Raw genomic sequence first — 21,233 nt, forward strand, 5'->3', positions numbered from 1 at the left:
GATGCGGCGGCACTTCCGCTACTGGAAGGCGCGGGCGAAAGCGCGCACGCCTCGCCGAGATCCGCGGGCTCGTCGCAGGCCGGGAAACGCTGGCCTCGGCGGTCGCTGTCGACGCCGCCCAAGAGCCGCGCTCCTCCTCTTCCCGACTTGACACCGAGGTCCACACGAGCAAAAGTACAACTGGTACAGACCAGTGAGCAGGACCGAACAGACGGAGCGAGCAGAATGATCGTCAGCGCCGCGAACGTCATCACGCCGCACAGCCAACTCTCGCCCGGGTGGGTGCAGATCGAGGGAACCGTCGTGCAGCGTGTGGGCTCGGGGCGGCCCCCCGCGGACTCCGGCGACATCGTCGAACTCGGGGAAGCGACGATCGCGCCCGGCTTCGTCGATGGCCACGTGCACGGTGGAGGCGGCGCGGGGTTCGACGACGCCGGCGCGGGCGACGGACGCGGCGCACTCGCGGCGAAGACAGCGGTGCGCACGCATCTCGAGCAGGGCACCACCTCGCTCGTCGCGAGCCTCGTCACCGACGAGATCGGCGCGATGTGCGACTCGGTCGCGGCGCTCGCGACCCTCGTGGAGGAGGGCATCCTCGCGGGCATCCACCTCGAGGGGCCATGGCTGAGCCGCGAGCATCCGGGCGCCCACGCGCAGCAGCACCTCATCGAGCCGAACAGTCGCGATCTCGCTGCGCTGCTGGCGGCAGGGCGCGGGCAGGTGCGCATGGTCACGCTCGCACCCGAGCTGCCCGGTGGTCTCGACACCATCAAGGCGCTGACCGACGCCGGGGTCGTCGCCGCCATCGGACACACCGACGCCTCCTACGACATCGCCCGCGAAGCGCTCGACAACGGTGCAACGGTCGGCACGCACCTCTTCAATGCGATGCGCGGACTGCACCACCGCGAACCCGGCCCCGCCACAGCATTGCTCGAGCACCCGGATGCGGTGATCGAGCTCATCGCGGACGGCACCCACGTGCATCCTGCGGCCCTCCGCCTCGCCGCAGTCGCGAAACCGCACCAGTTCATGCTCGTCACCGACGCGATGTCGGCCGCGTGCATGCACGATGGCGACTACACGCTGGGCTCGCTCGACGTCGAGGTGCGCGGCGGGGTCGCCCGCCTCACGCGGGGTGGCGCGATTGCCGGATCGACGCTCACGATGGCGCGCGCGGTGCAGTACGCGGTGGCCGTGGCCGGACTGCCGCTCGTCGACGTCGTGCGGGCTGCGTCGACCACGCCGGCGACTGCCCTGGGCCTCGAGAAGGTCGGGTCGCTGCTGCCGGGATACTCGGCCGACCTCGTCGTACTGGACCAGTCGCTCGGCGTGCAGCGGGTCATGCGTCGCGGCGAGTGGGTTCGCTGAGCGACGCCCGCCCCCACGCAGCGGTGGCCGCCGGCGCTGCAGGCACCGCAGGCACCGCAAGCACTGCAGGCACCGCAGGCACTGCGGGCACCGCAGGCACCGCAGGCACTGCGGGCACCGCAGGCACCGCGCGCACCACCCTGCCGCACCTGCCAGCGGTGATCCTGCCGTCCCTGCCACCTTCGCGCTGCGTCGGCGGCGACCCCCGTCATCCTGAGGCGCGTGATGGGTTTGGGTGACTGTGATGGGTTTTTACCCATCACCGGTCGGCAAAACCCATCACGCGCATCCGAGAAACCCATCAGCGTCGCGAAAACCCATCAACGTCACTCGACCACGCGCGACCTGCCGCGCCAGAGCAGGCAACGGATGCACCGCAGCCGTTTCCCGCCCAGGGAGCGCAAGGCCGCGAATGTCCCCAGGCTCTCGCCCAGCCAGCCGAATCAGCCGAGTGCCGCATCTGTCCCCGGATGTCGCCCCACCGAGGGAGCAGTGAAGGCCGCAGCTGCCACCCGAATGTCACCCGGTCGCAGCCGCCGAAAAGCCGAGGTTCCCACCCGTGCCACCTTCGCGCTGCGTCGGCGGCGACCCCGTCATCCTGAGGCGCGTGATGGGTTTCGGCGACCGTGATGGGTTTTTACCCATCACCGGTCGGCAAAACCCATCACGCGCATCCGAGAAACCCATCAGCGTCGCCAAAACCCATCAGCGTCACTCGACCACGCGCGCCAGAGCAAGCGGCGGATGCACCGCGGCCGCATCCCCGCCGAGAGGCGGATAAGCCGATAGGCGGATAAGCCGATAGGCGGATAAGCCGATAGGCGGATAGGCCGATAGGCCGATAGGCCGACGCTAAGCCGAGGTTTCCGCGACGCCACGTTCGCGACGCCGACGGCGAACCTCGTCGCAGCGGACGATAGGGCGCGGCGGCCGCCCTCGAGGGCTACGCCTCGGGCTGGACGCCGGCTCGGTGCTCGACCGTGTACCGGTAGTAGTCGGCCATGGTGAGCTCGGCGGCCGCGGCCTCGTCGATGACGATCGTCGCCCGGCGGTGCAGCTGCAGCACGGAACCCGGCCACATCGAGGAGACGGGCCCCTCGACCATCGCGGCGACCGCGCGCGCCTTCGACGCACCCTGCGCGACGAGCACGACACTGCGCGCATCGAGGATGGTGCCGAGCCCCTGCGTGAGGCAGTGCACCGGCACGTCCTCCGGCTTGTCGAAGAAGCGTGCGTTGTCGGTGCGCGTCTTGGGGGCGAGCGTCTTCACGCGTGTGCGGGAGGAGAGCGAGGACGTGGGCTCGTTGAATCCGATGTGCCCGTTCGCCCCGATGCCGAGGAGCTGCACGTCGACGCCTCCAGCGGCGGCGATCTTGGCCTCGTAGTCCTCGCAGGCGGCGTCGAGGTCGGCCGCGAGGCCATCCGGCACGTGCACCCGCGCGGGGTCGAGGCCGAGCGGCTCGACCACCTCACGGCCGACCACGGCGTGGTACGACTCGGCGTGCGACCTGGCGATGCCGACGTACTCGTCGAGGGCGAAGGCGCTCACTCGGCTGAAGTCGAGGCCTTCAGCGCGTCGGGCAGCGAGCGAGCGGTAGGTCTCCAGGGGGCTGGAACCGGTGGCGACGCCGAGCACCGCTTCCGGATTGCCCGCGACGACGTCCGCGATGCGTCCAGCTGCAAAGGCGCCGACCTCTGCCGGCCCGGCCATGATGACAACTTCCATGCGCTGCTCCTAGAGATCGAAGGCGATCGGGGCGCCTCAGTCCAGTCTGGACGTGCGGCCGGATCGGCGAGGCGTGTTGCGCATCACAATACCGGGAAACCGATGCGTGGTCTAGTCCACCGAGGGCAATGGGGTGAGCCGCGACTAAGCAGCCCACCCCACGAATCAGAGCGAGAACTCAGTCCTGGCGCAGCCTCAGCTCGACGTCGCCACCCCCGAGCACGATGACCGGAGTCACGGCAGGATGCCCAGCCGCGCGGATGGCGTCGAGGTCGAACCGCAGGAGTGGCGTGCCCTCCACGACCTCGTCGCCGACAGCGACAAGCGTCTCGAATCCCTCGCCCTTCATCTCCACGGTGTCCACACCGACGTGGACCAGCAGCTCGGTGCCATCACGGAGCTTCAACGCGACCGCGTGACTCGTCGGGAAGATGTGCGCGACGGTGCCGTCTGCCGGCGCCCACACGGTGTCGCCCGTGGGCTCGACCGCGACCCCAGAACCCATGATCCCCTGGGAGAACGTCGCATCCGGAACCTCGGAGAGCGGAACGACGCGACCGGCAACCGGCTGGCGCACGGTGAGCACGGTCTTCGTGGCGACGCCACCCTGCGAAGGCGCGGCCACCGTGGCGTCCGCCACCGCGACGGGCGCGGAAGGCGCCTCGACTCGGCCTGCGATGAGGTCCTCCATCGCATCCTTCACGAACTGCACCTCGAGGCCGTAGATGACCTGCACCGACTTTCCGCCCGGCTTCATGATGCCGGCGGCACCAGCACGACGGATGGCCGCATCATCCACCTTCGACACGTCGGCGATCTCCATGCGGAGCCGCGTGGCGCAGTTGTCGAGCTCGAGCACGTTGTCCTTGCCACCGAGCCCCTTGAGGATCGCGGATGCCTGGTTGAGGAACTTCGACGACCCTGTCGATGTCTCATCCACTTCGACTTCCTCGTCTTCGCGACCCGGCGTCTTCAGGTCGAAGCGCTTGATGATGAAGTAGAACGAGACGAAGTAGATGACGAACCAGATGGCGCCGGCCAGGAAGATCGCCCACGGATTCTGCGCCAGGGGGTTGACCCAGCCGAGCATGAGGTCGATGAACCCGCCGGAGAACCCGAAGCCCATGCGCACCGGCAGCAGCGCCATGATGAACATCGAAATGCCGGTGAAGATCGCGTGGACCACGTACAGGGCTGGCGCGAGGAACATGAACGCGAACTCGAGCGGCTCGGTGACGCCGACGAAGAACGACGCGAAGGCGCCGGACAGCAGGATGCCGGCGGTGACCTTGCGGCGGTTGGTCTTGGCCGTGAGGTACATCGCGAGCGCCGCACCGGGCAGACCGAACATCATGATCGGGAAGTAGCCGGTCATGTACTGGCCGGTGACGCCTGCCGTGCCCGTGCCGTTCAGGAAGTTGCCGAGGTCGTTGATGCCGGCGACGTCGAACCAGAACACCGCGTTGAGCGCGTGGTGGAGGCCGAGCGGGATGAGCAGGCGGTTGAAAAAGCCGTAGAGGCCGGCGCCGACCGGGCCGAGCCCGACCATCCACTCACCGAACGAGACGAGGCCGCCGAACAGCACCGGCCACACGAAGTAGAGCACGAGTGCGACGACGAGGGATGCACCGGTCGTGACGATCGCGACGGAGCGCTTGCCCGAGAAGAACGACAGGGCCGCGGGCAGCTGGACGTCCTTGAACTTGTCGTAGCAGTACGCGCCGATGAGGCCGCAGATGATGCCGACGAAGGCGTTCTCGATGCGCCCGAAGCCGATGTTGACATCCTCAACCGGGATGCCCTGCAGCGTCGCGACCGTCTCAGGGCTGAGGAGCCGCGTGACGACGAGCCACGACACGAGCCCCGCGAGCGCGGCGGTACCGTCTGGCTTCGATGCCATTCCGATTGCCACGCCGAGCGCGAAGAGCAGGGGCAGGTTGTCGAGCAGCGCGCCACCTGCAGCGGTGAAGAAGGCCTGAACGAAGTTCTCGCCTGCCGTGTTGAGGATCCAGTACCCGATACCGGACAGGATCGCCGCTACCGGCAGGACAGCCACCGGCAGCATGAGCGACTTGCCGAGTTTCTGGAGATATTTCATGGCGTGACTCCATGGTCAAAGGAAAAGTTAGGGGGACTCTACTTGGAAAATCCGCCCTGGTATAGACCAGAGTTCGCCGGTGGTTCGGTTTGCGTCAGGAGAAGGGCAGCGTGAGGCGCTCCTGGAGCGGGAACGTGAGCTCGAAACGATCCGCGGGGAACGTCGCACGCGAGTACGACATGGGCAGGCCGCGGGCGATCGCGGCGCGAGTGAGACGCAGGACCGGGTAGCTCGCCGCGATGCCCAGCACCTCGATCTCCTCGGGGCTCGGCAGCGTGGCCGTGACGACCTCGACCCCCTCCGTCGGCAGCAGATCGAGCGTCTCGAGCATCTCGTAGAGGCTCCCCTTGGCCGTCTCCTCGTCGAGCTGCGGCACCAGGGCCGCGGGCAGCCACTCGTCCTCGAGCGCGAGCGGACGGTCATCGCCGAGTCGCAGCCTGCGCAGGTGGATGGTCTCAGCTTCCGGCGGGAGCTGCAGGTGCTCTTCCACCTCGTCCGGGCGCTCCGTGCTGCGCACGAACGAGAGCACCCGCGTCTCGGCACGCATCCCGTGCTCGCGGACGGCGCTTGCGAACGACCGCAGCCGAACCTGCAGGGAGACGGGCGGGGCGAGCTTCTCGGTGCCGATACCGCGCTTCGTGCGGACGAGCCCCTCACGCTCGAGGACATCGATCGCCGCTCGGACGGTCATGCGAGCCACCCCCAGCTGTGCTGAGAGCGTGCGTTCCGACGGCAGCAACTCGCCCGGGGAGAGCGATGCGGCGAGGGCGCGAACGCCCTCGAGAGCTGTTGAACCACTGACGCGTGCCATCCCGCCAGTATCCCATCGCGTCCGGACCCGGGTACGACGACCGCAGCGCCTCGCCTCGGCACGCCCTCGGCACGCCTCGTGATCTCACCGCCCCGAAGAGGTCATTTTGCGCCCATCCCCAGCCCTCGGAAGGGCGGAAAGTGACCTTTTCGCGGGATGGCGGGATGAAGCGGCGGGGCGCGGCGGGGCGCGGCGGGTCGGCGGGTCGGCGGATGGATGGGAACCAGCGCCGGATCGACCGAACCTAGGCACCACCGCCGACGAGGCCGGCGCGGTGCGCGAGGATCACGGCCTGGACGCGATCGCGCAGTTCGAGCTTCGCGAGGATGCGTCCGACGTGCGACTTCACGGTCGACTCGCTGAGGAACAGCTCGACCGCGATCTCGGGGTTGCTCAGCCCCTGGCCGATCGCGATGAGCACCTCGAGCTCTCGCGGCGAGAGCACACTCAGCTCGGGTGCCCCGCCGGGAGGAAGCGTGCGAGCGGCATCGGGGTCTGTGAGCTCCCCGACGTCCCGCGCCAGCGCCGGGGGCAGCACGAAGTCGCCCGCGTGGACGTCGCGGATGGCCTGCATGAGCTCGGCCGGGCGCACATCCTTCAGCAGGAAGGCGCTCGCGCCGGCGTGCAGCGCCTGCGTGACCGAAGAGTCGCTGTCGAACGTGGTCAGGACGATCACGCGTACCGGGCTGTCGCGGACGATCATTCGGGTCGCGGCGATGCCGTCGAGGTCGGGCATCCGCACATCCATCAGCACGACATCCGGCCGCGTTCGGGCGGCGAGCGCCACACCCGCGCGGCCACCGGATGCCTCACCGACGACGGCGAAGTCGCCGTCCGCTTCGAGGACGAGGCGGAAGCCGGTTCGGACCAGGTCCTGGTCATCGACGAGAGCGACGCGGATCTTCACGACGGGAGCCCCTTCCCCGCAGAGGCGGCGACGGACGGGATCACGGCCCGAACGCGCCAGCCGGGATGATGCGCTCGGGGGCCGGCCTCGAGCATGCCTGCCACGATGTCCAGCCGCTGCCGCATCCCGATGAGGCCGGAGCCCGAGCCGCGGCTCGCTGCGCCGAGCGGCGCTCCGCTCGGCGGCCCGTCGTCGACGACCTCGAGACACGAACCGGACGGCGAGTGGGTCAGCGTCACATCGACACGAGCGTCGCGACCAGCATGGCGGAGCGTGTTCGTGAGCGCTTCCTGCGTGACCCGGTAGGCGACGAGCTGGCGCGTGGCGTCGAGATCAGGAGTGCCCTCCTCCGTGAAGAGCACGTCGAGCCCGGCGTCGCGGGAGCGATCGATGAACTCAGGCAGCGCGTCCAGCGACGGCTGCGGTGCAGGATCGGCCGGAGTCTCGGCATCGTTGAGCAGCGAGAACACGGTACGCGCCTCGCGCATCGAGCGTCGCCCCGTGTCGGAGATGGCGGCCAGCAGCCCTCGAGCCTGGTCAGGGTCGCGGTCCAGGACCGCCGAGGCGCCGTCGGCGCTGCTCACGATCACCTGGAGGCCGTGCGAGAAGATGTCGTGCACCTCGCGGGCGATGCGGGCTCGCTCGGCGTGCGTCGCGAGCTGAGCGGAGCGGTCCCGTTCGATAGTGAGCTCCTCGGCGAGCTGGATGAGGGAGGCGATGAACCTGCGGCGCATCCCGACCGCGAGACCGATGAGGAGGGCCGCGACCCCGACGCCGAGGATGAGGAGGAGGTCGACCTGCCAGCGTCCGACGAGCGGCGGATCGTCGACGACGAGCCGGAGGGTGGACGCGCTGATCGCGGCGACGAGGCTGAGGCCGACCCACGAGAAGATCCCCACGCGGGGCGTGCCGCCCGCCGCGATCGAGTAGGTCACGACGGCGAGCACGAAGAGGTCGGCGGGGAGCTGCAGCGGCACCGCCAGCGCGAAGGTGAGGGCCGCGGCGGAGATCGCGACGGCGGGCGCGGCGCGGCGCAGGGAGATGGCGATGCACCCCACCGCGAGCATGACGAGCTCGGGGGCGAGAGCACCCACGGGGATGCCGACGTACAGGGCCTGCCACCCGAGGATCGACCCGTTGAAGAGCACGTACACGGCCAGCAGCGCGGCGTCTCCGAGCGTGAATCGCGACGCCCTGGTCGGCTGCCCCTCGCTGGGCCCGGTCACGAAAGCACGCTCACGGGCAACACCGTAGCGCGGGCTCGTTCGGCGGGAATGAGAGCCTGTCGCACGAGGACGCCAGCCAGCCAGACGACCCCGACGGTCATGGCGACGAACTCGAGGGTCGCGCCGAGATCCGTCCGGAACCGCAGGAGCGAGAGGGATGCGCCCGCGGCCGCGACGAGGCCGGTCGCGCCCGCAGCTCCCCAGGCGACGAGCCGCGTCAGGCGCGGGAGCGAGCTCGTCGCGAGCTGCACCATGACGACGGCAGCCCCGGTGAAGCCCGTCGCGGCGAAGACGATGTGAACGAGGTCCTGCAGCGTCGAGCCCGGCGTGAACGGGATGGGGCAGCCGTACGTGCAGGTCACCTGGGATGCCCCCACGAACGCCAGCGCCGTGGCGACGAGGGTGCCGGATGCGCTCCAGCTCAACCAGCGCAGCCGTGATCGGATGCCGTGCAACGACGGGGCCCCGAGGAGCGCGCCGACGCCGATTCCGAGCAGAGCGGTGTTGAAGACGTCGGCCGTTGGCATGCCCGTGGCACCTAATCCGCTGACATACACCTGCTCCGTCACCTGCGATCTTGTGAACCAGATCGTCGCCACGCTCACGAGGAGGATCGCGGCCGACAGCCACATCGCGGTCGGCGTCGTGGGGGTCCGCTCTGCTTCGGTGAGTCTGTGCGCAAGCATCCCCTCACGCTAGAAATTCGCGGGCGGGAATTGAGCGAAGGCTCGATTTCTCATACCTGGGTACGAGCCGCGGGCCCGCCGGCTGAAGGCCGCAGGCGGAGGCGGGTGCGGAGGCGGCCCGGCGGTCACGCGGGCCGGGCTCGCCTCGCGGTCCCACCGCCCCGAAAAGGTCACTTTCCGCCCATCCTCAGCCCTCCGAAGGGTCGAAAGTGACCTTTTCGCGGTGCCGAGGTGCGTCCGGAGGCGGATGGGGATCCGGGTGCGGACGCGGACGCGCATGCGGGTGCGCGTGCGGGTGCGGACTCGGACGCGGACAGGAAGGCGGGTGCGGAGTCGGGCACGCAGGCGAACGCGGCCCGGCGGTCACGCGGGCCGGGCTCACCTCGAGGTCCCACCGCCCCGAAAAGGTCACTTTCCGCCCATCCTCAGCCCTCCGAAGGGTCGAAAGTGACCTTTTCGCGGATGCCAAGGCGCGTCCGGAGGCGGATGGGGATCCGGGTGCGGACGAGGACGCGCATGCGGGTGCGGGTGCGCGTGCGGGTGCGGACTCGGACGCGGACAGGCAGGCGGACTCGGACTCGGACAGGCAGGCGGACGCGGCTCGGCGGTCACGCGGGCCGGGGCTCACCTCGCGGTCCCACCGCCCCGAAAAAGGTCACTTTCTGCCCATCCTCAGCCCTCCGAAGGGCCTAAAGTGACCTTTTCGCGGGGCGCGGCGCGGCGCGGGGCGCGGCGCGCGGGCGCGGGGCGGCGCGCGGGCGCGGCGCGGTCAGCCGAGGCTGACCTGCGACTTGTCGAAGGCGACGTAGCCGGCGAAGTCGTGGCCGACGCGCTCGGTCGAGCCGTCGAACGGCTCCGGGTAGCTCCAGGCCGCGTCGCGGTGCGTGGCGCCGTCGACGACGACGTCCCAGTACTGCGCGTGCCCCTTCCACGGGCAGGTGTACTGCGTGTCGCTCTTCGTGAACGACTCGGAGTGCAACGACGACGGCGGGAAGTAGTGGTTGCCTTCGATGCCGACGAGCTCCGACTCGGGCGCTTCGGCGATGACGGTTCCGTTGACAGTTGCCTTCATGGTGGTCTTCCTTCGACGAATAGCGAGTGGGTAGACGGGAAGCGTCGCCCCGTCAGCTGGGAGAAGGGTGATGTGCGTGGATGCGCGTCGCTCGTACCTGGGAGAACGTCGGCAGCGACGCCGATCGCCTGCCCTACTCTCAGCGGCGGGGATCCGTGCCGGGCCCCAGCTCCCCCGCCATTGGAAGGTCCCCCGTTGTCGAACTCCGCACCCTCCCGCCCGTATCCGCTCGGCTTCAGCACCGTCGACGGCAGATCGAACTTCGCGGTGTACTCCGAGACCGCAGATTCTGTGAATATGTGCACCTTCGACGAGTCTGGGGCTGAGACCCGGACGCGCCTCGAGCACCGCACGGGCCACGTCTTCCACGGCTTCGTCGACGAGTTGCAGGTCGGCTCCCGCTATGGGCTGCGCGTCGATGGCCCATGGGACCCGGAGCGTGGCCTCCGCCACAACGTGAACAAGCTGCTCCTCGACCCGCACGCCACGGCGATCGAGGGCCAGTACGCGTGGTCGCAGTCGGTGTTCGGCCACGACATGAACGAGCCGGAGCGGCGCGACGACACCGACTCGGCAGGCTCGGTTCCCCTGAGCGTCGTCGCCGATCCCAGCTTCGACTGGGGCGACGACGTTTCGCCGCGTGTCCCCCTCGACAAGACGGTCGTCTACGAGGTGCACGTCAAGGGCTTCACGCAGCTGCACCCGGAGGTGCCTGAGGAGATCCGCGGAACGTACGCGGGCCTCGCGCACCCGGCGGCCATCAAGCACCTCGTCGACCTCGGCGTGACCTCGGTCGAGCTGCTGCCCGTGCAGCAGTTCGTGCAGGACAGCCACCTCGAGGAGAAGGGGCTGCGCAACTACTGGGGCTACAACTCGATCGGCTTCTTCGCCCCGCACGGCGACTACGCGGCGGCTGGCGACGGCGGCGGCCAGGTCGCCGAGTTCAAGGAGCTCGTGAAGGCCCTCCACGCCGCTGGCCTCGAGGTAATCCTCGACGTGGTCTACAACCACACGGCTGAGGGCAACCACCTGGGGCCGACGCTGTCGTTCAAGGGCATCGACAACGCCGCCTACTACCGCCTGGTGGAGGGCGATGAGAGCCACTACTTCGACACCACCGGAACGGGCAACAGCGTGAACGTGGGCCACCCGGCGGCGCTCGGGCTCATCATGGACTCGCTGCGGTACTGGGTGAGCGAGATGCACGTCGATGGGTTCCGCTTCGACCTGGCCACGACCCTCACACGTCAGGGCGGCGACGCGGAGCTGCACAGCGCCTTCCTCACGCTCATCCAGCAGGATCCGGTGCTCGCGCCGGTCAAGATGATCGCCGAGCCGTGGGACACGGCCGGCTACCAGGTGGGCGGGTTCCCCGCGGACTGGTCGGAGTGGAACGGCAAGTTCCGCGACGACGCCCGCGACTACTGGAACGGCAGCGACGCGACCCTCGGCACGACGGCGCAGCGCATCCTCGGCTCACCTGACGTGTACGAGGCGAGCCGCCGCTCGCCGCTGTCGAGCGTGAACTTCATCACCGCGCACGACGGGTTCACGCTCGCCGACCTCACCGCGTACAACGACAAGCACAACGCGGCGAACGGCGAGGACAACCAGGACGGTGAGAGCGACAACCGCTCGGCGAACGGCGGTGCGGAGGGTCCCACCGAGGACGAGGCGGTGAACGAGCGCCGCGCGCGCAAGCGCCGCAACCTGCTTGCGACGCTGCTCCTCTCGGCGGGTGTGCCCATGATCCTCGGCGGCGACGAGCTCGGCCGCACGCAGGGCGGCAACAACAACGCCTACTGCCAGGACAACGAGATCTCCTGGTTCGATTGGGAGGCGGTCGACGCCGAGCTGCTCGAGTTCACGCGGACGCTGCTCTCGCTGCGCGCCGAGCATCCCGCACTGCGGCCGGTCTGGTTCCGCCAGGCACCGGATACGGGTGCCGATGACACCGTGGACGTACTGCGCTCCGACGCGCGTGGCTTCGACGACGCGGACTGGGAGAACCCGGATGCGCGTTCCATCGCGTTCGTGTTCTCGCACGTCGGCGCCGACTCGTTCGCCCTGCTGCTGAACGCGGCGGAGAACGCCGTCGAGTTCACGGTTCCAGAGGCACCTCACGGCACCTGGGAGCTGGCGCTCTCGAGTGACGACGAGCAGCGCGTCAGCGACCCGGTGACCACGCTCATGGTCAAGGAGGGCTCGTTCACGCTGCTGCGTTCGCCGGCCGAGCGCTGACGGTCGCTGCGTCTCCGGCGCTCCCTGCGTCCGTGCTGACCGGGGAGCGCCGAGGGCTCAGTCCTCGACCCAGGGGCGCGCGAGGACGGCGTCCATCTCTCCACGGACGACCTCGGTGAAGATCACGAGGGCCTCATCCCTGGGGACATCGGAGAGCACGAGTTCCGGATCGTGCGGTCGTGCCGCATGCGACAGCACCACGGTTCCGGATGCGAAGGCAGTCACGAACCAGCCGTACGGGTCGCCGGCGCCGACGTCCGGCTCCTCATCACTCGCATCGTCGAGCTCGGCGAGCAGCGCAGGCAGGTCCTCGACTCGGGCGGGATCCGACGAGCCATCGAGGTGCATCACGTCCATGGCGTGCACACTACGAGGCCTCCCTGGGCCCCTTCTCCGCGAACGCCCCGGCGAGATCGACGGCGGTCCAGCAAGCGACGACGAGCAGCACGTCAGCGACCCGGTTGCCCGGTGACCACGCTCATGGTCGAGGAGCGCTCGTCCACGCTGCTGTGTCCGCCCGCTCAGCACTGCGTTCCGTGTCGCGCATGTCGCCGCTCCGAACCGAGTCTCGCCGGAGGGGCCCGCGCGTACCCCACGTGCCCCAACGCCAGAGCCATTCGAGCGGTCCTTGCGTGAAGGCACGCAGCCAGAGCGTGCTCGCGATCCACTGCAGCACGAGGATGCCGACGACGATGCTGAGCAGCAGCGTCCACGAGGTGCTGTTGGGCAGGTCGAAGAGCGCACCTGCGGCGAGCATCAGCGGGGCTGCAGCGACGTAGTTCGTGAGCGCCATCTTTCCGAGCGGCGTGAAGACGGCCTGCAGGACACGCGCGGCGCGGGTCGTCATGAGCAGTGAGAGCAGCGCGATGTACGCGCCGGCCATCGCGAATCCGGCGAGCCCGGAGGCGAGGTCGAAGCCGGACATCCGGATGTCCCCCGCCTGCCAGATCGCGAGCGGGATCGAGGCCGCGGTGAAGGCGAGGAGCGCGACGACGGAGCCGCCACGCGAGCGGCCGATCGACTGCACGATGCCGTACCGAGCGAGGGCGGCGCCGAGAAGGAAGACGCCCGGGATGAGGGTGATGCCGCCACCCGTCAGCGCGAGACTCGCGACGATGAGCACGGCGGCGCCGACAGCGACGGCCCAGCGCGGCAGCCAGGTGCTCGGGAGCAGCACGAGCAGGCCGGCGATGGCGTACGGCCACAGCGCGGAGCCGCTCTGCAGGAACTCGAAGGGGATGCCGATGGCGAGGAGGATCAGGAGGCGCCTGAGCAGCACGAGCCTCGGTCGGCGCGAGCGTCGCGCGGCGGAATCGAAGAAGAGCGCGAAGCCGATCCCGAAGAGCAGCGAGAAGATCGGGAAGAAGCGCTGCTGCACGAACAGCTGCAGCCAGCCGCTCGGGTCGCCGAGGTCGGCGGGCTGGAGCACGCCGGTGTCGGAGCCGAAGTGCACGAGCGGGGCGATGTTGACGAAGAGGATGCCGCAGAGTGCGGCACCACGGATGACGTCGAGGGCGGCGATTCGGCCACGGGCAGGTGCAGGTGCAGCGGGTGCGCCTTCTGAGGAGGAGGGGGAAGTCAAGACATGCCTTTCGCGGCGCGGCCCGGATCTCGGGCATGACGCGACGACCCATCATCGGGCGGGGGCGTGACGGCTCGCGTCCTCCGCCGGATGGACCCGCGTCAGCCTCTGGGGTGACCTGGACGGCCCGCCGGGTTGGAGAATGGCAGCAGACACTCGGCTACGGACAGGACGACCTGCATGAACTCGCGGACATCACGTGCACCGACTCGCTGGGCGAGCTCTGCACTGCTTCGCCTCGGCGCCCTCGCTGCCCTGAATGCGGTGGTCGCTCTGGCCCTGGCACCCGTGACGACGGTGTTGGCCACGGTGAACCCGCCCGCCTACGCGGTCGTCGCGTCGATGACGATGATGCTGCCGATGCTCGCAGCGCTGCTCGTGCCCCGTTTCGGGAGCGCGATCATCGTCGCGTTCTGTACCGGCATCTTCCTCATGATCACCCCGCTCGGGGCCATCGCCATCGTCGCCCTCTCCCTGCCCGCGCTGGTGATGGAGCTCGTCCTGCTCCTCGGACGCCTCGTCCTTCGGAGGTCCCGCCCAGGTGCCGAGGCGACGACGACCGACGCGCCGTGGACGACGTGGCTGCTCGCGTGCGCTGCCGGCGGGACCGCGATCGCCGCGATGTCGCTCCTGGTCCTCGCCCCTGGCGCAGCGACGCCCGGGCTCGTGGCGCTGCTCTTCTGCATCCGCGTGCTCACGTACACGACTCTCGGCGCGCTGATGCGACGCCTGCGCTCACAACTGCGTTCGGCCGGCCTGGTCTGATCGCCCTCCGGGGCGCCGCTGGTCGTCGAGCAGATGGATGGTGAGCGCGGCGTTGATCGCCTCTTCGCGTGAACGCACCCCGAGCTTGCTGTACAGCGAACGCACCTGGGTGCGCACTGTGTTGATGCTGACGTCGAGGCGCGCGCTGACTTCTGCGTAGCTGGCGTTGTCCATCAACTCCCGCAGCACGGCGATCTCCCTCGGCGTGAGCTTCGGCGGCGCGGCGTGCTGGGACTCTTCCGGCGCGGTGAGGCTGTCCGGCAGGCTCGGGAGGAGGATGCCGGTCTCCATCGCGAGCGACGTGAGCTCGGCGTGTCCGATCGAGCGATGGCCGAGGAGCGGGAGCGTCAGCCCGGCGTTCGTGAGGCTCGCCGCGGCGCTCCGGAGCAGGGTGACCGCGGAGTCGCGGTGTCCGGTCCGATGGTGGGCAGTTGCGAGGGTGAGCTCGTGGTCGATGCGGTCGCGCAGGGTCGTGTCGCGCACGGGCGGATAGCGCAGCAGCACGCCGAGGGCATCGGTGTCTGACTGGCGAGCGAGGTCGACCTTCGCGCGAAGGGTGGCTGCCGGCACACGCCCGAGCACGTCGACGCCGCGGGAGTACTGCGCGGCGAGGGCGACGCGATGGGTGGCGAGCGCGACGTGCGCTGTCGAACGGTCGAGGTGCGCGGTCACGTAGCTCGGGAGTCGGCGCTGGCGCTCCGCGAGCTTCCTGATCTCCAGGATGCGGTCGAGCCCTTGGGCGGGGTCCAGTCCGATGTGCGCCCAGGTCTCGGCTTCGAGGAGGAGGTGGATGTTCTCGATGGTGCCGTAGTGGGGGTGGAGCCGCGCGAGCACCTCCAGGGCTGCTTCGTAGCGGCCCGCCTCCAGGTGCAGGTAGGCCTCAGCGAGGCGAGCGGGCGAGCCGCTGTAGTCATCGTGCCGATGCTCCTGGCCGGGGACGCTGTCCGATTCCACGATCGCCAGCTGCGCTTCGGCGAGCTCCCCCGCGATCGCGTGGGCGCCCGCGCGCAGGGAGAGCGGGAAGTACTGGGCGCGGAGCGGTGCGCGCAGGCGGCGCGCGGTCGCCGTGCCGGAGATGAGCGTCTGGAGCGCGTCCTGGGTCGCCCCGGTGAAGAGCTGCGTGGCGGCGAGCTGGGAGATCGCGTGCGGGATGACGCGGTGGGCGTGCTCGTACTCGGCTGCGGGGAACTCGGAGAGCATCCTCGAGAGGCGATCTGCGTGGTGCCTGGCTTGCTTGTACGACCCGAACACGGTTCTGGCGGCGACCATCTCGAGGAGCACGTACATGAGCTGCTCGGTGGCAGATGCGGTTCCCCGTCGAAGCCCGATCCCGGTCAGGCTGAGCGCGAAGACCTCCGCGGCTCGCCACTGGTGGTCCTTCATCGCGAGGTAGCAGAGGGCGAGTTCCACTCCGAGGAGCGGCCATCGCGCGATCGTCACGCGCGGAAGCCGTTCGAGCGCTGCTACCACCTGGGGACGGTCGTCACCCAGCTCGAACCAGTGGTCCATGACGATGCTCGAGGCAAGCGCGTAGTCGGATCCATCGACCGCGGCGGTCAGCGCCGCGTGCGGTTGGCCTCGCTCCTTGGCCCAGGCGGCGAAGGAGCGGCGCTGGCCGAAGAGGGCTTTCGCGTCCTTGGCCCGCAGCGACGCACGACCTGCCCGCGCGGTGGTCGGTGTGAAGCGGAACACCGCTTGACTCTGGCCGTCCTCCAGCACGAGTCGCTCTCGTGCGCCGAGCCCCCGGCGCTCGAACTCGTCCAGCACCTGGGCTCCGGGGCGGGCGGTGAGCTGACCCGCCAGGGTCTCGTCGAGGAGGTCCGCGCCGATGGCGAGCGCGGCGAGGTCGTCGTCACCGCGGAGGATCGTCGCAGCGACGTAGTCGCCGAGCCGCTGGGTCAGCCATCGCTCGAGCACGTCGACCGTGTTCGGATGGCCCCCTCCGGAGAGCTCGAGCAGGCTGAGCTTCACGAGCGCTGGCACGCGCCCCGAAGCGCGTTCGACGACGGCACTCAGAGCTGGGGCGCCCATTCCGGCGCTTCGCAGCTCGGCTTCGATCTCCTCGGTCGTGAACAGCAGCTCCTCGGCCGCGATGACCTGCACATCCAACGACATGCGCGTGCGCGCGTCCTCGAAGCTCGTCTCCCGTCGACTGGCGATCACGACCCGGACACCGAGCGCGCGCGTCAGCAGCGAGATCAGATCCGCCTCCACGCTCGGCTGCTCGTCGAGATACTCGAACCCGTTGACGACCAGCGTCAGGGGGTGCGCCAGGAGGACGTCCTCGACAAGCGCCTCGGCCGGACGGGCGTCGCCAAGCGAGGAACGCTCGGACCCGTGCCCGGGGAGGGCCGCTGCGACGTCATGCCAGAAGCTCTCGCGGGTCGCGCCCCCTGGATCGATGACGACGCGGACGACGTGGCGACCGTCGCCCTCATCCCACCCGTCGAGCACCCTCGACTTCCCGAAGCCCCATGGGGCGCGGATCACGACAGCCCGCGACGTGCTGGCGGAACCGAGCAGTGCTCGGAGTCGGTCACTGCGCGGTTCCTGCTGGGGGGACGGGTTCACGGTGTTCGGACGCTTCCGGGGATGGACGCTCGTGTCGGCTGGGGTCGCGCCGGTGCTGGGGGCAGCGAGCGCGAGTGCTGCGTGAGCATGGTCGCACAGCTGTGGAGCACACTGATCGCGCGCGACGGCGAAGCCGCCGCTCTCGAGGCGCCCTCGGAGGGCCTAGTCCCCGCCGAGCGCTAGCAGGGGTTCACGGCGAGGTTGCCGAGTCCGATGACCATGTTCTGCGAGTTGGTCGAGTCGCCTGGCTGGAAGTAGCGGAACTCGACGGCCGAGACGGGCGCTGCCCAGGTGAGCTGCACGTTGCCCTGGTTGGACGTCGGTGCGATGTTGCCGTACGGCGTATCCATCCGGAAGGGATCCCCCGCCGTGCCGGCGCCGATGACGCGCGCCTGGCGCGCGGCGGTGAACCCTGTCGTCAGGACCTCGACGTTGTCGCGGTAGCCGTTTGTCGTGGCGTCGATGTCGAGGAGGGAGAAGCTGAGGCCGGTCACCGGGCGGTTGAAGGCGATGCGGACCGTCGCCGAGTTGTTCGGGATCGGGTTCGAGAACTCGATGCGGTAGTAGTTGCCGGTGACGCCGCCCTGGGGGCCCGCCGCAACCCGACCGCTGGCCGCCGACGGAGTGGCCCCAGACGAGTACGTGATCGAGAAGGTCGCGGTGGTGCTGGGGGCGGTGCCGGGAACGGTCACCGTCGTGACGTTCGCGCCAGCCGCGAGTGCTGCCCAGTCGAGGGTTCCGGCCGTGCACTGCGATGCGGAGGCGAGGGGGGTGGCCGTGGCGGCCGCGATGATCGGCACGGACCACACTGCACCGGTGACCAGCGAACGACGAGTCAAGCCGGACTTGGCTTCGGTTTCGAGCGCGCTCATAGGGGACTCCTTGTCGAGGCGGGGGCCTCGGAAAATTCGAGAAGAGCACCGGGCGGGGGCTGCGGTGCCACACGAGTCGCGATGCCGTTGGACTCGGTGAGACCTCACTGTAGGTACGGACGAAGCCCTGTCCGGATGCCCTTAACATCGGCCTTCGCATCCGCGAGATCTCCCCGATCCCCGGGGAAAAACGTGGGTAAAACGCGACCTCGTGCGCCGAACCTGTACGCAAGCTGAGAGCCGAAAACGAGTTTGTGACACATCAGGGGTCGTCTGCGTCTCACCTGTACAAGCCCACACGGTGCATCTGCACCGGGGGCAGAGACCAGAAAGACAGAAGGAAGAGCATCATGGCGAACACCACACCCAACACGACTTCCGCCCACGGCACGGCTCAGACGTCCAGCAGCGTCGTCCCGACGACCTCGAACGGACGCGGCACGACGACGATCGTCGACAGCGTCGTCGCTCGTGTCGCCGGTATCGCGGCCCGCGACGCCCGTGGCGTCTACGACCTCGGTGGCGGCGCGGCCCGCGCGATCGGTGCCATCCGCAACGCCATCAACGCCACCGACCAGGGCCAGGGCATCAGCGTCGAGGTCGGCGAGAAGCAGGTCGCCGTCGACGTGACCATCGTCGCCGACTACCCCGTCGCGCTGCAGGACGTCGCAGACGGTGTGCGCGCCGACGTGATCCGGGCCGTCGAGACGATCGTCGGCCTCGAGGTCACCGAGGTCAACGTCACCGTCAACGACGTCCACCTCCCCTCCGAAGACAACGACACCAACAAGACGGAAGAAGCGCGAGTCCAGTGAACACCGCATCCCTCACCCGAACCGGCATCCTCATCGGCGCAGTCCTCGCGCTCACCTGGATCATCCTCGGCTTCTGGGCGTTCCTCTTCGTCGCGATCGCGATGATCATCGGCGGCGTCATCGGACGCATCCTCGAAGGAAAGCTCGACGCCAGCGCCCTCGTCGACGTCATCCGAGGACGGAACACCTCCTCATGAGCGCAGCCGCGACGACACACCACGGCGCGGCGCAGCGAGGCACAACACGACTCACCGCGAAGGCCCTGACTCGTGTCGCGTCAGCTGTCGCCGGTGACGCCCTCGGGGTCGACGCAGGCAGCGTCAACGTCGACCTCGACGACCACAACGGCAACCTCGCGCTCCGTGTGCGGACCCCCATCCGGGTTCCGTCGCTCGCCCGAATCCGTGAGCAGCCGAATGCGCTCGCGCGCAGCGGCGGTCCACTTCTGGAGCGAGTCGAGAACGCCAAGACAACCATCCGAGACCGCGTGCAGAGCCTCACGGGCTCCCACGTGGACCAGGTCACCGTGCGGGTGACCGGGCTCGACATCAAACCAGAGGAGCGAGTCAGATGAGCAGCCACACGTCGCTCTACTCCCGCGTCTCCCGACGCGAGACGCACTCGCCTCGGTCGGCGCTCGCGATCGTCCTCGCCGTGCTGCTCATCGTCGTCGCGGCCTGGGTCGGCACCGAGGTGGTGCTCGCGCTCCTCGCCCTCCCGGCGCTCCTCGTGGCACCGGCTGACATGTTCACCTCCACGCTCGGGGTGCTCGAGCAGCCCGCCCAGGTCGTCGGCCCCGCCGGCGTCATCGTGGCCATCATCGGGCTGATCCTGCTCATCGCAGGCCTCGCCCCCGGTCGCCGTTCCCGCCACGTCCTGCGCTCGTCGCGGACCGCGACCGTCGCGGACAACGCGGTCATCGCCTCGGCGCTCGCCCGCCACGCGGCTCGAGCTGGCCACGTCAGCCCCGACAACGTCACCGTCTCGGTCTCGCACCGTCGCGCCGACGTCCGCCTCGTGCCCGCCTCCGGTGTGCCGGTCGACGCCGCCTCCATCGAAGCGGCCGTCACCCGGCAGCTCGAGCAGTACGAGCTCACCCCGCGCGTCACCGCCAAGGTGCGCGTCGCAGAGAACGGGAAGGTCGGCGCATGAACAGCACGAATCGAGGCCTGAACCGGCTCCTCATCGTCGCCACAGGTCTGCTCCTGCTCATCGTCGGAGCAGCTGCGGCACTCGGCGCCTGGCTGCCCGGGGCGAAGGACACCTGGACCCCCATCTCCGAGACCGTGAACACGCAGGTCGGGAGCTGGCTCCAGCAGACACCGTTCCCCGGCACGGACTTCAGCTGGCTGATGATCGCCGTCGTCGCCGTCCTCGTGGTGGGCATCATCCTGCTCCTCGCCTTCAGCCTCCGACAGGGGCAGGGGCGGACGGGAACCCTCATCCACGACCGCAGCTCGGACACGGGACGCACTATCGTCGACGTGTCCGTCGCACGCGACGCCCTCGCTGACGCACTCGGCGAACGTGACGAGTTCCTCTCGACCAGCATCTCGGCCTACTCGGTGAAGCGGGCCCCCATGCTCAAGGTCTCGGCGACCTGCCGACGCGGCGTCTCGCCCAGGGACGCGACGGCGATCGTCGAACAGAACCTCGAGGCGCTCGATGCGCTCCTCGGCCAGAAGGTACCGGTCCTGCTGCAGCTCAGCGGCGGGTTCCGCGCCAAGGTGCAGCAGTCGACGCGCCTCCAGTAGACGCCGCGGCCCGCATGGCACGGCCCGAAGCCCCCACACCCACCGAAGGAACAGAACCGCGGCTCTTCCAGAGCCGCACAACGAGAAAGGAACTGCCATGAGCGCAGGAGACAAGATCAAGAACGCAGCGGAAGAGTTCGGCGGCAAGGCCAAGGAAGCCCTCGGCAAGGCCACCGACAACGACAAGCTCGTCGCAGAGGGCCAGGCCGACCAGGCCAAGGCCAACGTGAAGCAGGCGGGCGAAGACGTCAAGGACGCCTTCAAGAAGTAGAGCTCACCAACACGCAGAAGCGGCAGCCGACCGAGTCGGCTGCCGCTTCTGCGTGCCCCGCGTCAAGTCAGATGTCCCAGCTGACGGATCCGTAGTAGTTGTTGAACCCGCCTGGTGTCAGGGTGTTTCGCACACAGCTGTCGACGGCGGTGATCTTCTTGCCGGCAGCCGCGTAGGTGTTGGCTGCGTTGTTCAAGGTGATCTGGCAATTCTGCAGCGTGCTGCCGTAGATCATCTGTCGGTGCGTGGCGGCACTTGCAGCGGGCGCGAGGGCAACCCCCGCACCCCCGACGAGTCCGAACGCGATCACGGCGGACGCGAGCTTCTGGCGCAGTCTCATGACTTCTTCCTCTCCTCGGTGGACCTGTGATGACCCCGTGGACCAGATCCACGACAAGCGGGCTGGTCCACACGACCTGCCCCAGCCTTCACCGCCAGCGTGAGAGTTCCCTCAATCAGAGGGCG

The 21,233-nt window shown here is 69.1% G+C and carries 21 protein-coding genes; 9 read left to right on the top strand and 12 right to left on the bottom strand.

Annotated features, from left to right (window positions below):
- Nucleotides 1–225 precede the first annotated feature (225 nt).
- Nucleotides 226–1,371: an N-acetylglucosamine-6-phosphate deacetylase gene (nagA, locus tag C5E07_RS13830; protein WP_104299994.1), complete on the top strand. Its 1,146-nt coding sequence runs from the start codon at nt 226–228 to the stop codon at nt 1,369–1,371.
- A gap of 943 nt (nt 1,372–2,314) precedes the next feature.
- Here the strand turns inward: nagA and nagB are convergent.
- From nagB to C5E07_RS13880, 7 genes are all read right to left on the bottom strand, one after another.
- Nucleotides 2,315–3,097, bottom strand: coding sequence for a glucosamine-6-phosphate deaminase (gene nagB / locus C5E07_RS13840; protein ID WP_104244669.1), 783 nt, complete (start codon nt 3,095–3,097; stop codon nt 2,315–2,317).
- Between the two features lie 178 nt (nt 3,098–3,275).
- Nucleotides 3,276–5,195 (bottom strand): N-acetylglucosamine-specific PTS transporter subunit IIBC, encoded by a 1,920-nt coding sequence (nagE, locus tag C5E07_RS13845; RefSeq protein ID WP_104299996.1) that lies wholly within the window; start codon nt 5,193–5,195, stop codon nt 3,276–3,278.
- Between the two features lie 94 nt (nt 5,196–5,289).
- Nucleotides 5,290–6,006, bottom strand: coding sequence for a GntR family transcriptional regulator (locus C5E07_RS13850; RefSeq protein WP_104299998.1), 717 nt, complete (start codon nt 6,004–6,006; stop codon nt 5,290–5,292).
- Between the two features lie 244 nt (nt 6,007–6,250).
- Nucleotides 6,251–6,913, bottom strand: coding sequence for a response regulator transcription factor (locus C5E07_RS13855; protein ID WP_104300000.1), 663 nt, complete (start codon nt 6,911–6,913; stop codon nt 6,251–6,253).
- Nucleotides 6,910–8,139, bottom strand: a complete 1,230-nt coding sequence (locus C5E07_RS13860; protein WP_104300002.1) for a sensor histidine kinase — start codon at nt 8,137–8,139, stop codon at nt 6,910–6,912. Before C5E07_RS13860 ends, C5E07_RS13855 begins: the two co-directional genes overlap by 4 nt.
- Nucleotides 8,136–8,825, bottom strand: coding sequence for a DUF998 domain-containing protein (locus C5E07_RS13865; protein ID WP_104300004.1), 690 nt, complete (start codon nt 8,823–8,825; stop codon nt 8,136–8,138). Before C5E07_RS13865 ends, C5E07_RS13860 begins: the two co-directional genes overlap by 4 nt.
- Before the next feature lie 769 nt (nt 8,826–9,594).
- Entirely contained in the window at nt 9,595–9,897 is a 303-nt protein-coding gene (locus tag C5E07_RS13880) for a DUF427 domain-containing protein (protein WP_104243600.1), read from the bottom strand.
- 195 nt (nt 9,898–10,092) lie between these two features.
- Between C5E07_RS13880 and glgX the strand changes: the two genes are divergently transcribed.
- Entirely contained in the window at nt 10,093–12,138 is a 2,046-nt protein-coding gene (gene glgX / locus C5E07_RS13885) for a glycogen debranching protein GlgX (protein ID WP_104300008.1), read from the top strand.
- 57 nt (nt 12,139–12,195) lie between these two features.
- On the opposite strand, the gene C5E07_RS13890 is transcribed toward glgX, so the two are convergent.
- Nucleotides 12,196–12,495 carry a hypothetical protein gene (locus tag C5E07_RS13890; protein WP_104330328.1) on the bottom strand — a complete coding sequence of 100 codons (300 nt, stop codon included), beginning with the start codon at nt 12,493–12,495 and terminating at the stop codon, nt 12,196–12,198.
- Nucleotides 12,496–12,616: 121 nt separating this feature from the next.
- Nucleotides 12,617–13,720: a DUF418 domain-containing protein gene (locus tag C5E07_RS13895; RefSeq protein WP_104300012.1), complete on the bottom strand. Its 1,104-nt coding sequence runs from the start codon at nt 13,718–13,720 to the stop codon at nt 12,617–12,619.
- Between the two features lie 180 nt (nt 13,721–13,900).
- Between C5E07_RS13895 and C5E07_RS13900 the strand changes: the two genes are divergently transcribed.
- Nucleotides 13,901–14,485: a hypothetical protein gene (locus tag C5E07_RS13900; RefSeq protein ID WP_104300014.1), complete on the top strand. Its 585-nt coding sequence runs from the start codon at nt 13,901–13,903 to the stop codon at nt 14,483–14,485.
- On the opposite strand, the gene C5E07_RS13905 is transcribed toward C5E07_RS13900, so the two are convergent.
- Complete coding sequence (locus C5E07_RS13905) at nt 14,456–17,056, bottom strand: LuxR C-terminal-related transcriptional regulator (RefSeq protein WP_104300016.1); 2,601 nt, start codon at nt 17,054–17,056, stop codon at nt 14,456–14,458. The two genes, C5E07_RS13900 and C5E07_RS13905, sit on opposite strands and share 30 nt — an antisense overlap.
- Before the next feature lie 179 nt (nt 17,057–17,235).
- The gene (locus C5E07_RS13910) at nt 17,236–17,928 is read right to left on the bottom strand and encodes a hypothetical protein (RefSeq protein WP_104300018.1); all 693 of its coding nucleotides are present in this window, start codon (nt 17,926–17,928) and stop codon (nt 17,236–17,238) included.
- A gap of 350 nt (nt 17,929–18,278) precedes the next feature.
- Between C5E07_RS13910 and C5E07_RS13915 the strand changes: the two genes are divergently transcribed.
- From C5E07_RS13915 to C5E07_RS13940, 6 genes are all read left to right on the top strand, one after another.
- On the top strand, nt 18,279–18,743 hold the full coding sequence (locus tag C5E07_RS13915) for an Asp23/Gls24 family envelope stress response protein (RefSeq protein WP_104300020.1): 465 nt from the start codon (nt 18,279–18,281) through the stop codon (nt 18,741–18,743).
- On the top strand, nt 18,740–18,940 hold the full coding sequence (locus tag C5E07_RS13920; protein ID WP_104300022.1) for a DUF2273 domain-containing protein: 201 nt from the start codon (nt 18,740–18,742) through the stop codon (nt 18,938–18,940). Before C5E07_RS13915 ends, C5E07_RS13920 begins: the two co-directional genes overlap by 4 nt.
- Nucleotides 18,937–19,317 (top strand): hypothetical protein, encoded by a 381-nt coding sequence (locus C5E07_RS13925; protein WP_104300024.1) that lies wholly within the window; start codon nt 18,937–18,939, stop codon nt 19,315–19,317. Before C5E07_RS13920 ends, C5E07_RS13925 begins: the two co-directional genes overlap by 4 nt.
- On the top strand, nt 19,314–19,895 hold the full coding sequence (locus tag C5E07_RS13930; RefSeq protein ID WP_104300026.1) for a DUF6286 domain-containing protein: 582 nt from the start codon (nt 19,314–19,316) through the stop codon (nt 19,893–19,895). The genes C5E07_RS13925 and C5E07_RS13930 overlap by 4 nt, the downstream gene beginning before the upstream one ends.
- Nucleotides 19,892–20,497, top strand: a complete 606-nt coding sequence (locus C5E07_RS13935) for a hypothetical protein (protein ID WP_104300028.1) — start codon at nt 19,892–19,894, stop codon at nt 20,495–20,497. Before C5E07_RS13930 ends, C5E07_RS13935 begins: the two co-directional genes overlap by 4 nt.
- Before the next feature lie 97 nt (nt 20,498–20,594).
- A complete protein-coding gene (locus tag C5E07_RS13940; protein ID WP_104243312.1) occupies nt 20,595–20,768 on the top strand; it encodes a CsbD family protein in 174 nt (57 codons plus the stop codon).
- 67 nt (nt 20,769–20,835) lie between these two features.
- Here C5E07_RS13940 and C5E07_RS13945 read toward each other — a convergent pair whose 3' ends face one another.
- Nucleotides 20,836–21,108, bottom strand: coding sequence for a hypothetical protein (locus C5E07_RS13945; protein ID WP_104300030.1), 273 nt, complete (start codon nt 21,106–21,108; stop codon nt 20,836–20,838).
- Between the last annotated feature and the right edge of the window lie 125 nt (nt 21,109–21,233).

The sequence above is a fragment of the Pseudoclavibacter sp. RFBJ3 genome, assembly GCF_002931375.1.
In the GTDB taxonomy this organism is placed as follows: domain Bacteria; phylum Actinomycetota; class Actinomycetes; order Actinomycetales; family Microbacteriaceae; genus Pseudoclavibacter.

Excerpts from the sequence above, each read along its gene's own strand:
- C5E07_RS13945 (WP_104300030.1), bottom strand. The coding sequence starts at position 21,108 with ATGAGACTGCGCCAGAAGCTCGCGTCCGCCGTGATCGCGTTCGGACTC.
- C5E07_RS13865 (WP_104300004.1), bottom strand. The coding sequence starts at position 8,825 with ATGCTTGCGCACAGACTCACCGAAGCAGAGCGGACCCCCACGACGCCG.
- C5E07_RS13925 (WP_104300024.1), top strand. The coding sequence starts at position 18,937 with ATGAGCGCAGCCGCGACGACACACCACGGCGCGGCGCAGCGAGGCACA.
- C5E07_RS13890 (WP_104330328.1), bottom strand. The coding sequence starts at position 12,495 with ATGGACGTGATGCACCTCGATGGCTCGTCGGATCCCGCCCGAGTCGAG.
- C5E07_RS13935 (WP_104300028.1), top strand. The coding sequence starts at position 19,892 with ATGAACAGCACGAATCGAGGCCTGAACCGGCTCCTCATCGTCGCCACA.
- C5E07_RS13850 (WP_104299998.1), bottom strand. The coding sequence starts at position 6,006 with ATGGCACGCGTCAGTGGTTCAACAGCTCTCGAGGGCGTTCGCGCCCTC.
- C5E07_RS13940 (WP_104243312.1), top strand. The coding sequence starts at position 20,595 with ATGAGCGCAGGAGACAAGATCAAGAACGCAGCGGAAGAGTTCGGCGGC.
- nagA (WP_104299994.1), top strand. The coding sequence starts at position 226 with ATGATCGTCAGCGCCGCGAACGTCATCACGCCGCACAGCCAACTCTCG.
- C5E07_RS13910 (WP_104300018.1), bottom strand. The coding sequence starts at position 17,928 with ATGAGCGCGCTCGAAACCGAAGCCAAGTCCGGCTTGACTCGTCGTTCG.
- C5E07_RS13900 (WP_104300014.1), top strand. The coding sequence starts at position 13,901 with ATGAACTCGCGGACATCACGTGCACCGACTCGCTGGGCGAGCTCTGCA.
- C5E07_RS13930 (WP_104300026.1), top strand. The coding sequence starts at position 19,314 with ATGAGCAGCCACACGTCGCTCTACTCCCGCGTCTCCCGACGCGAGACG.
- C5E07_RS13880 (WP_104243600.1), bottom strand. The coding sequence starts at position 9,897 with ATGAAGGCAACTGTCAACGGAACCGTCATCGCCGAAGCGCCCGAGTCG.
- nagB (WP_104244669.1), bottom strand. The coding sequence starts at position 3,097 with ATGGAAGTTGTCATCATGGCCGGGCCGGCAGAGGTCGGCGCCTTTGCA.
- C5E07_RS13915 (WP_104300020.1), top strand. The coding sequence starts at position 18,279 with ATGGCGAACACCACACCCAACACGACTTCCGCCCACGGCACGGCTCAG.
- nagE (WP_104299996.1), bottom strand. The coding sequence starts at position 5,195 with ATGAAATATCTCCAGAAACTCGGCAAGTCGCTCATGCTGCCGGTGGCT.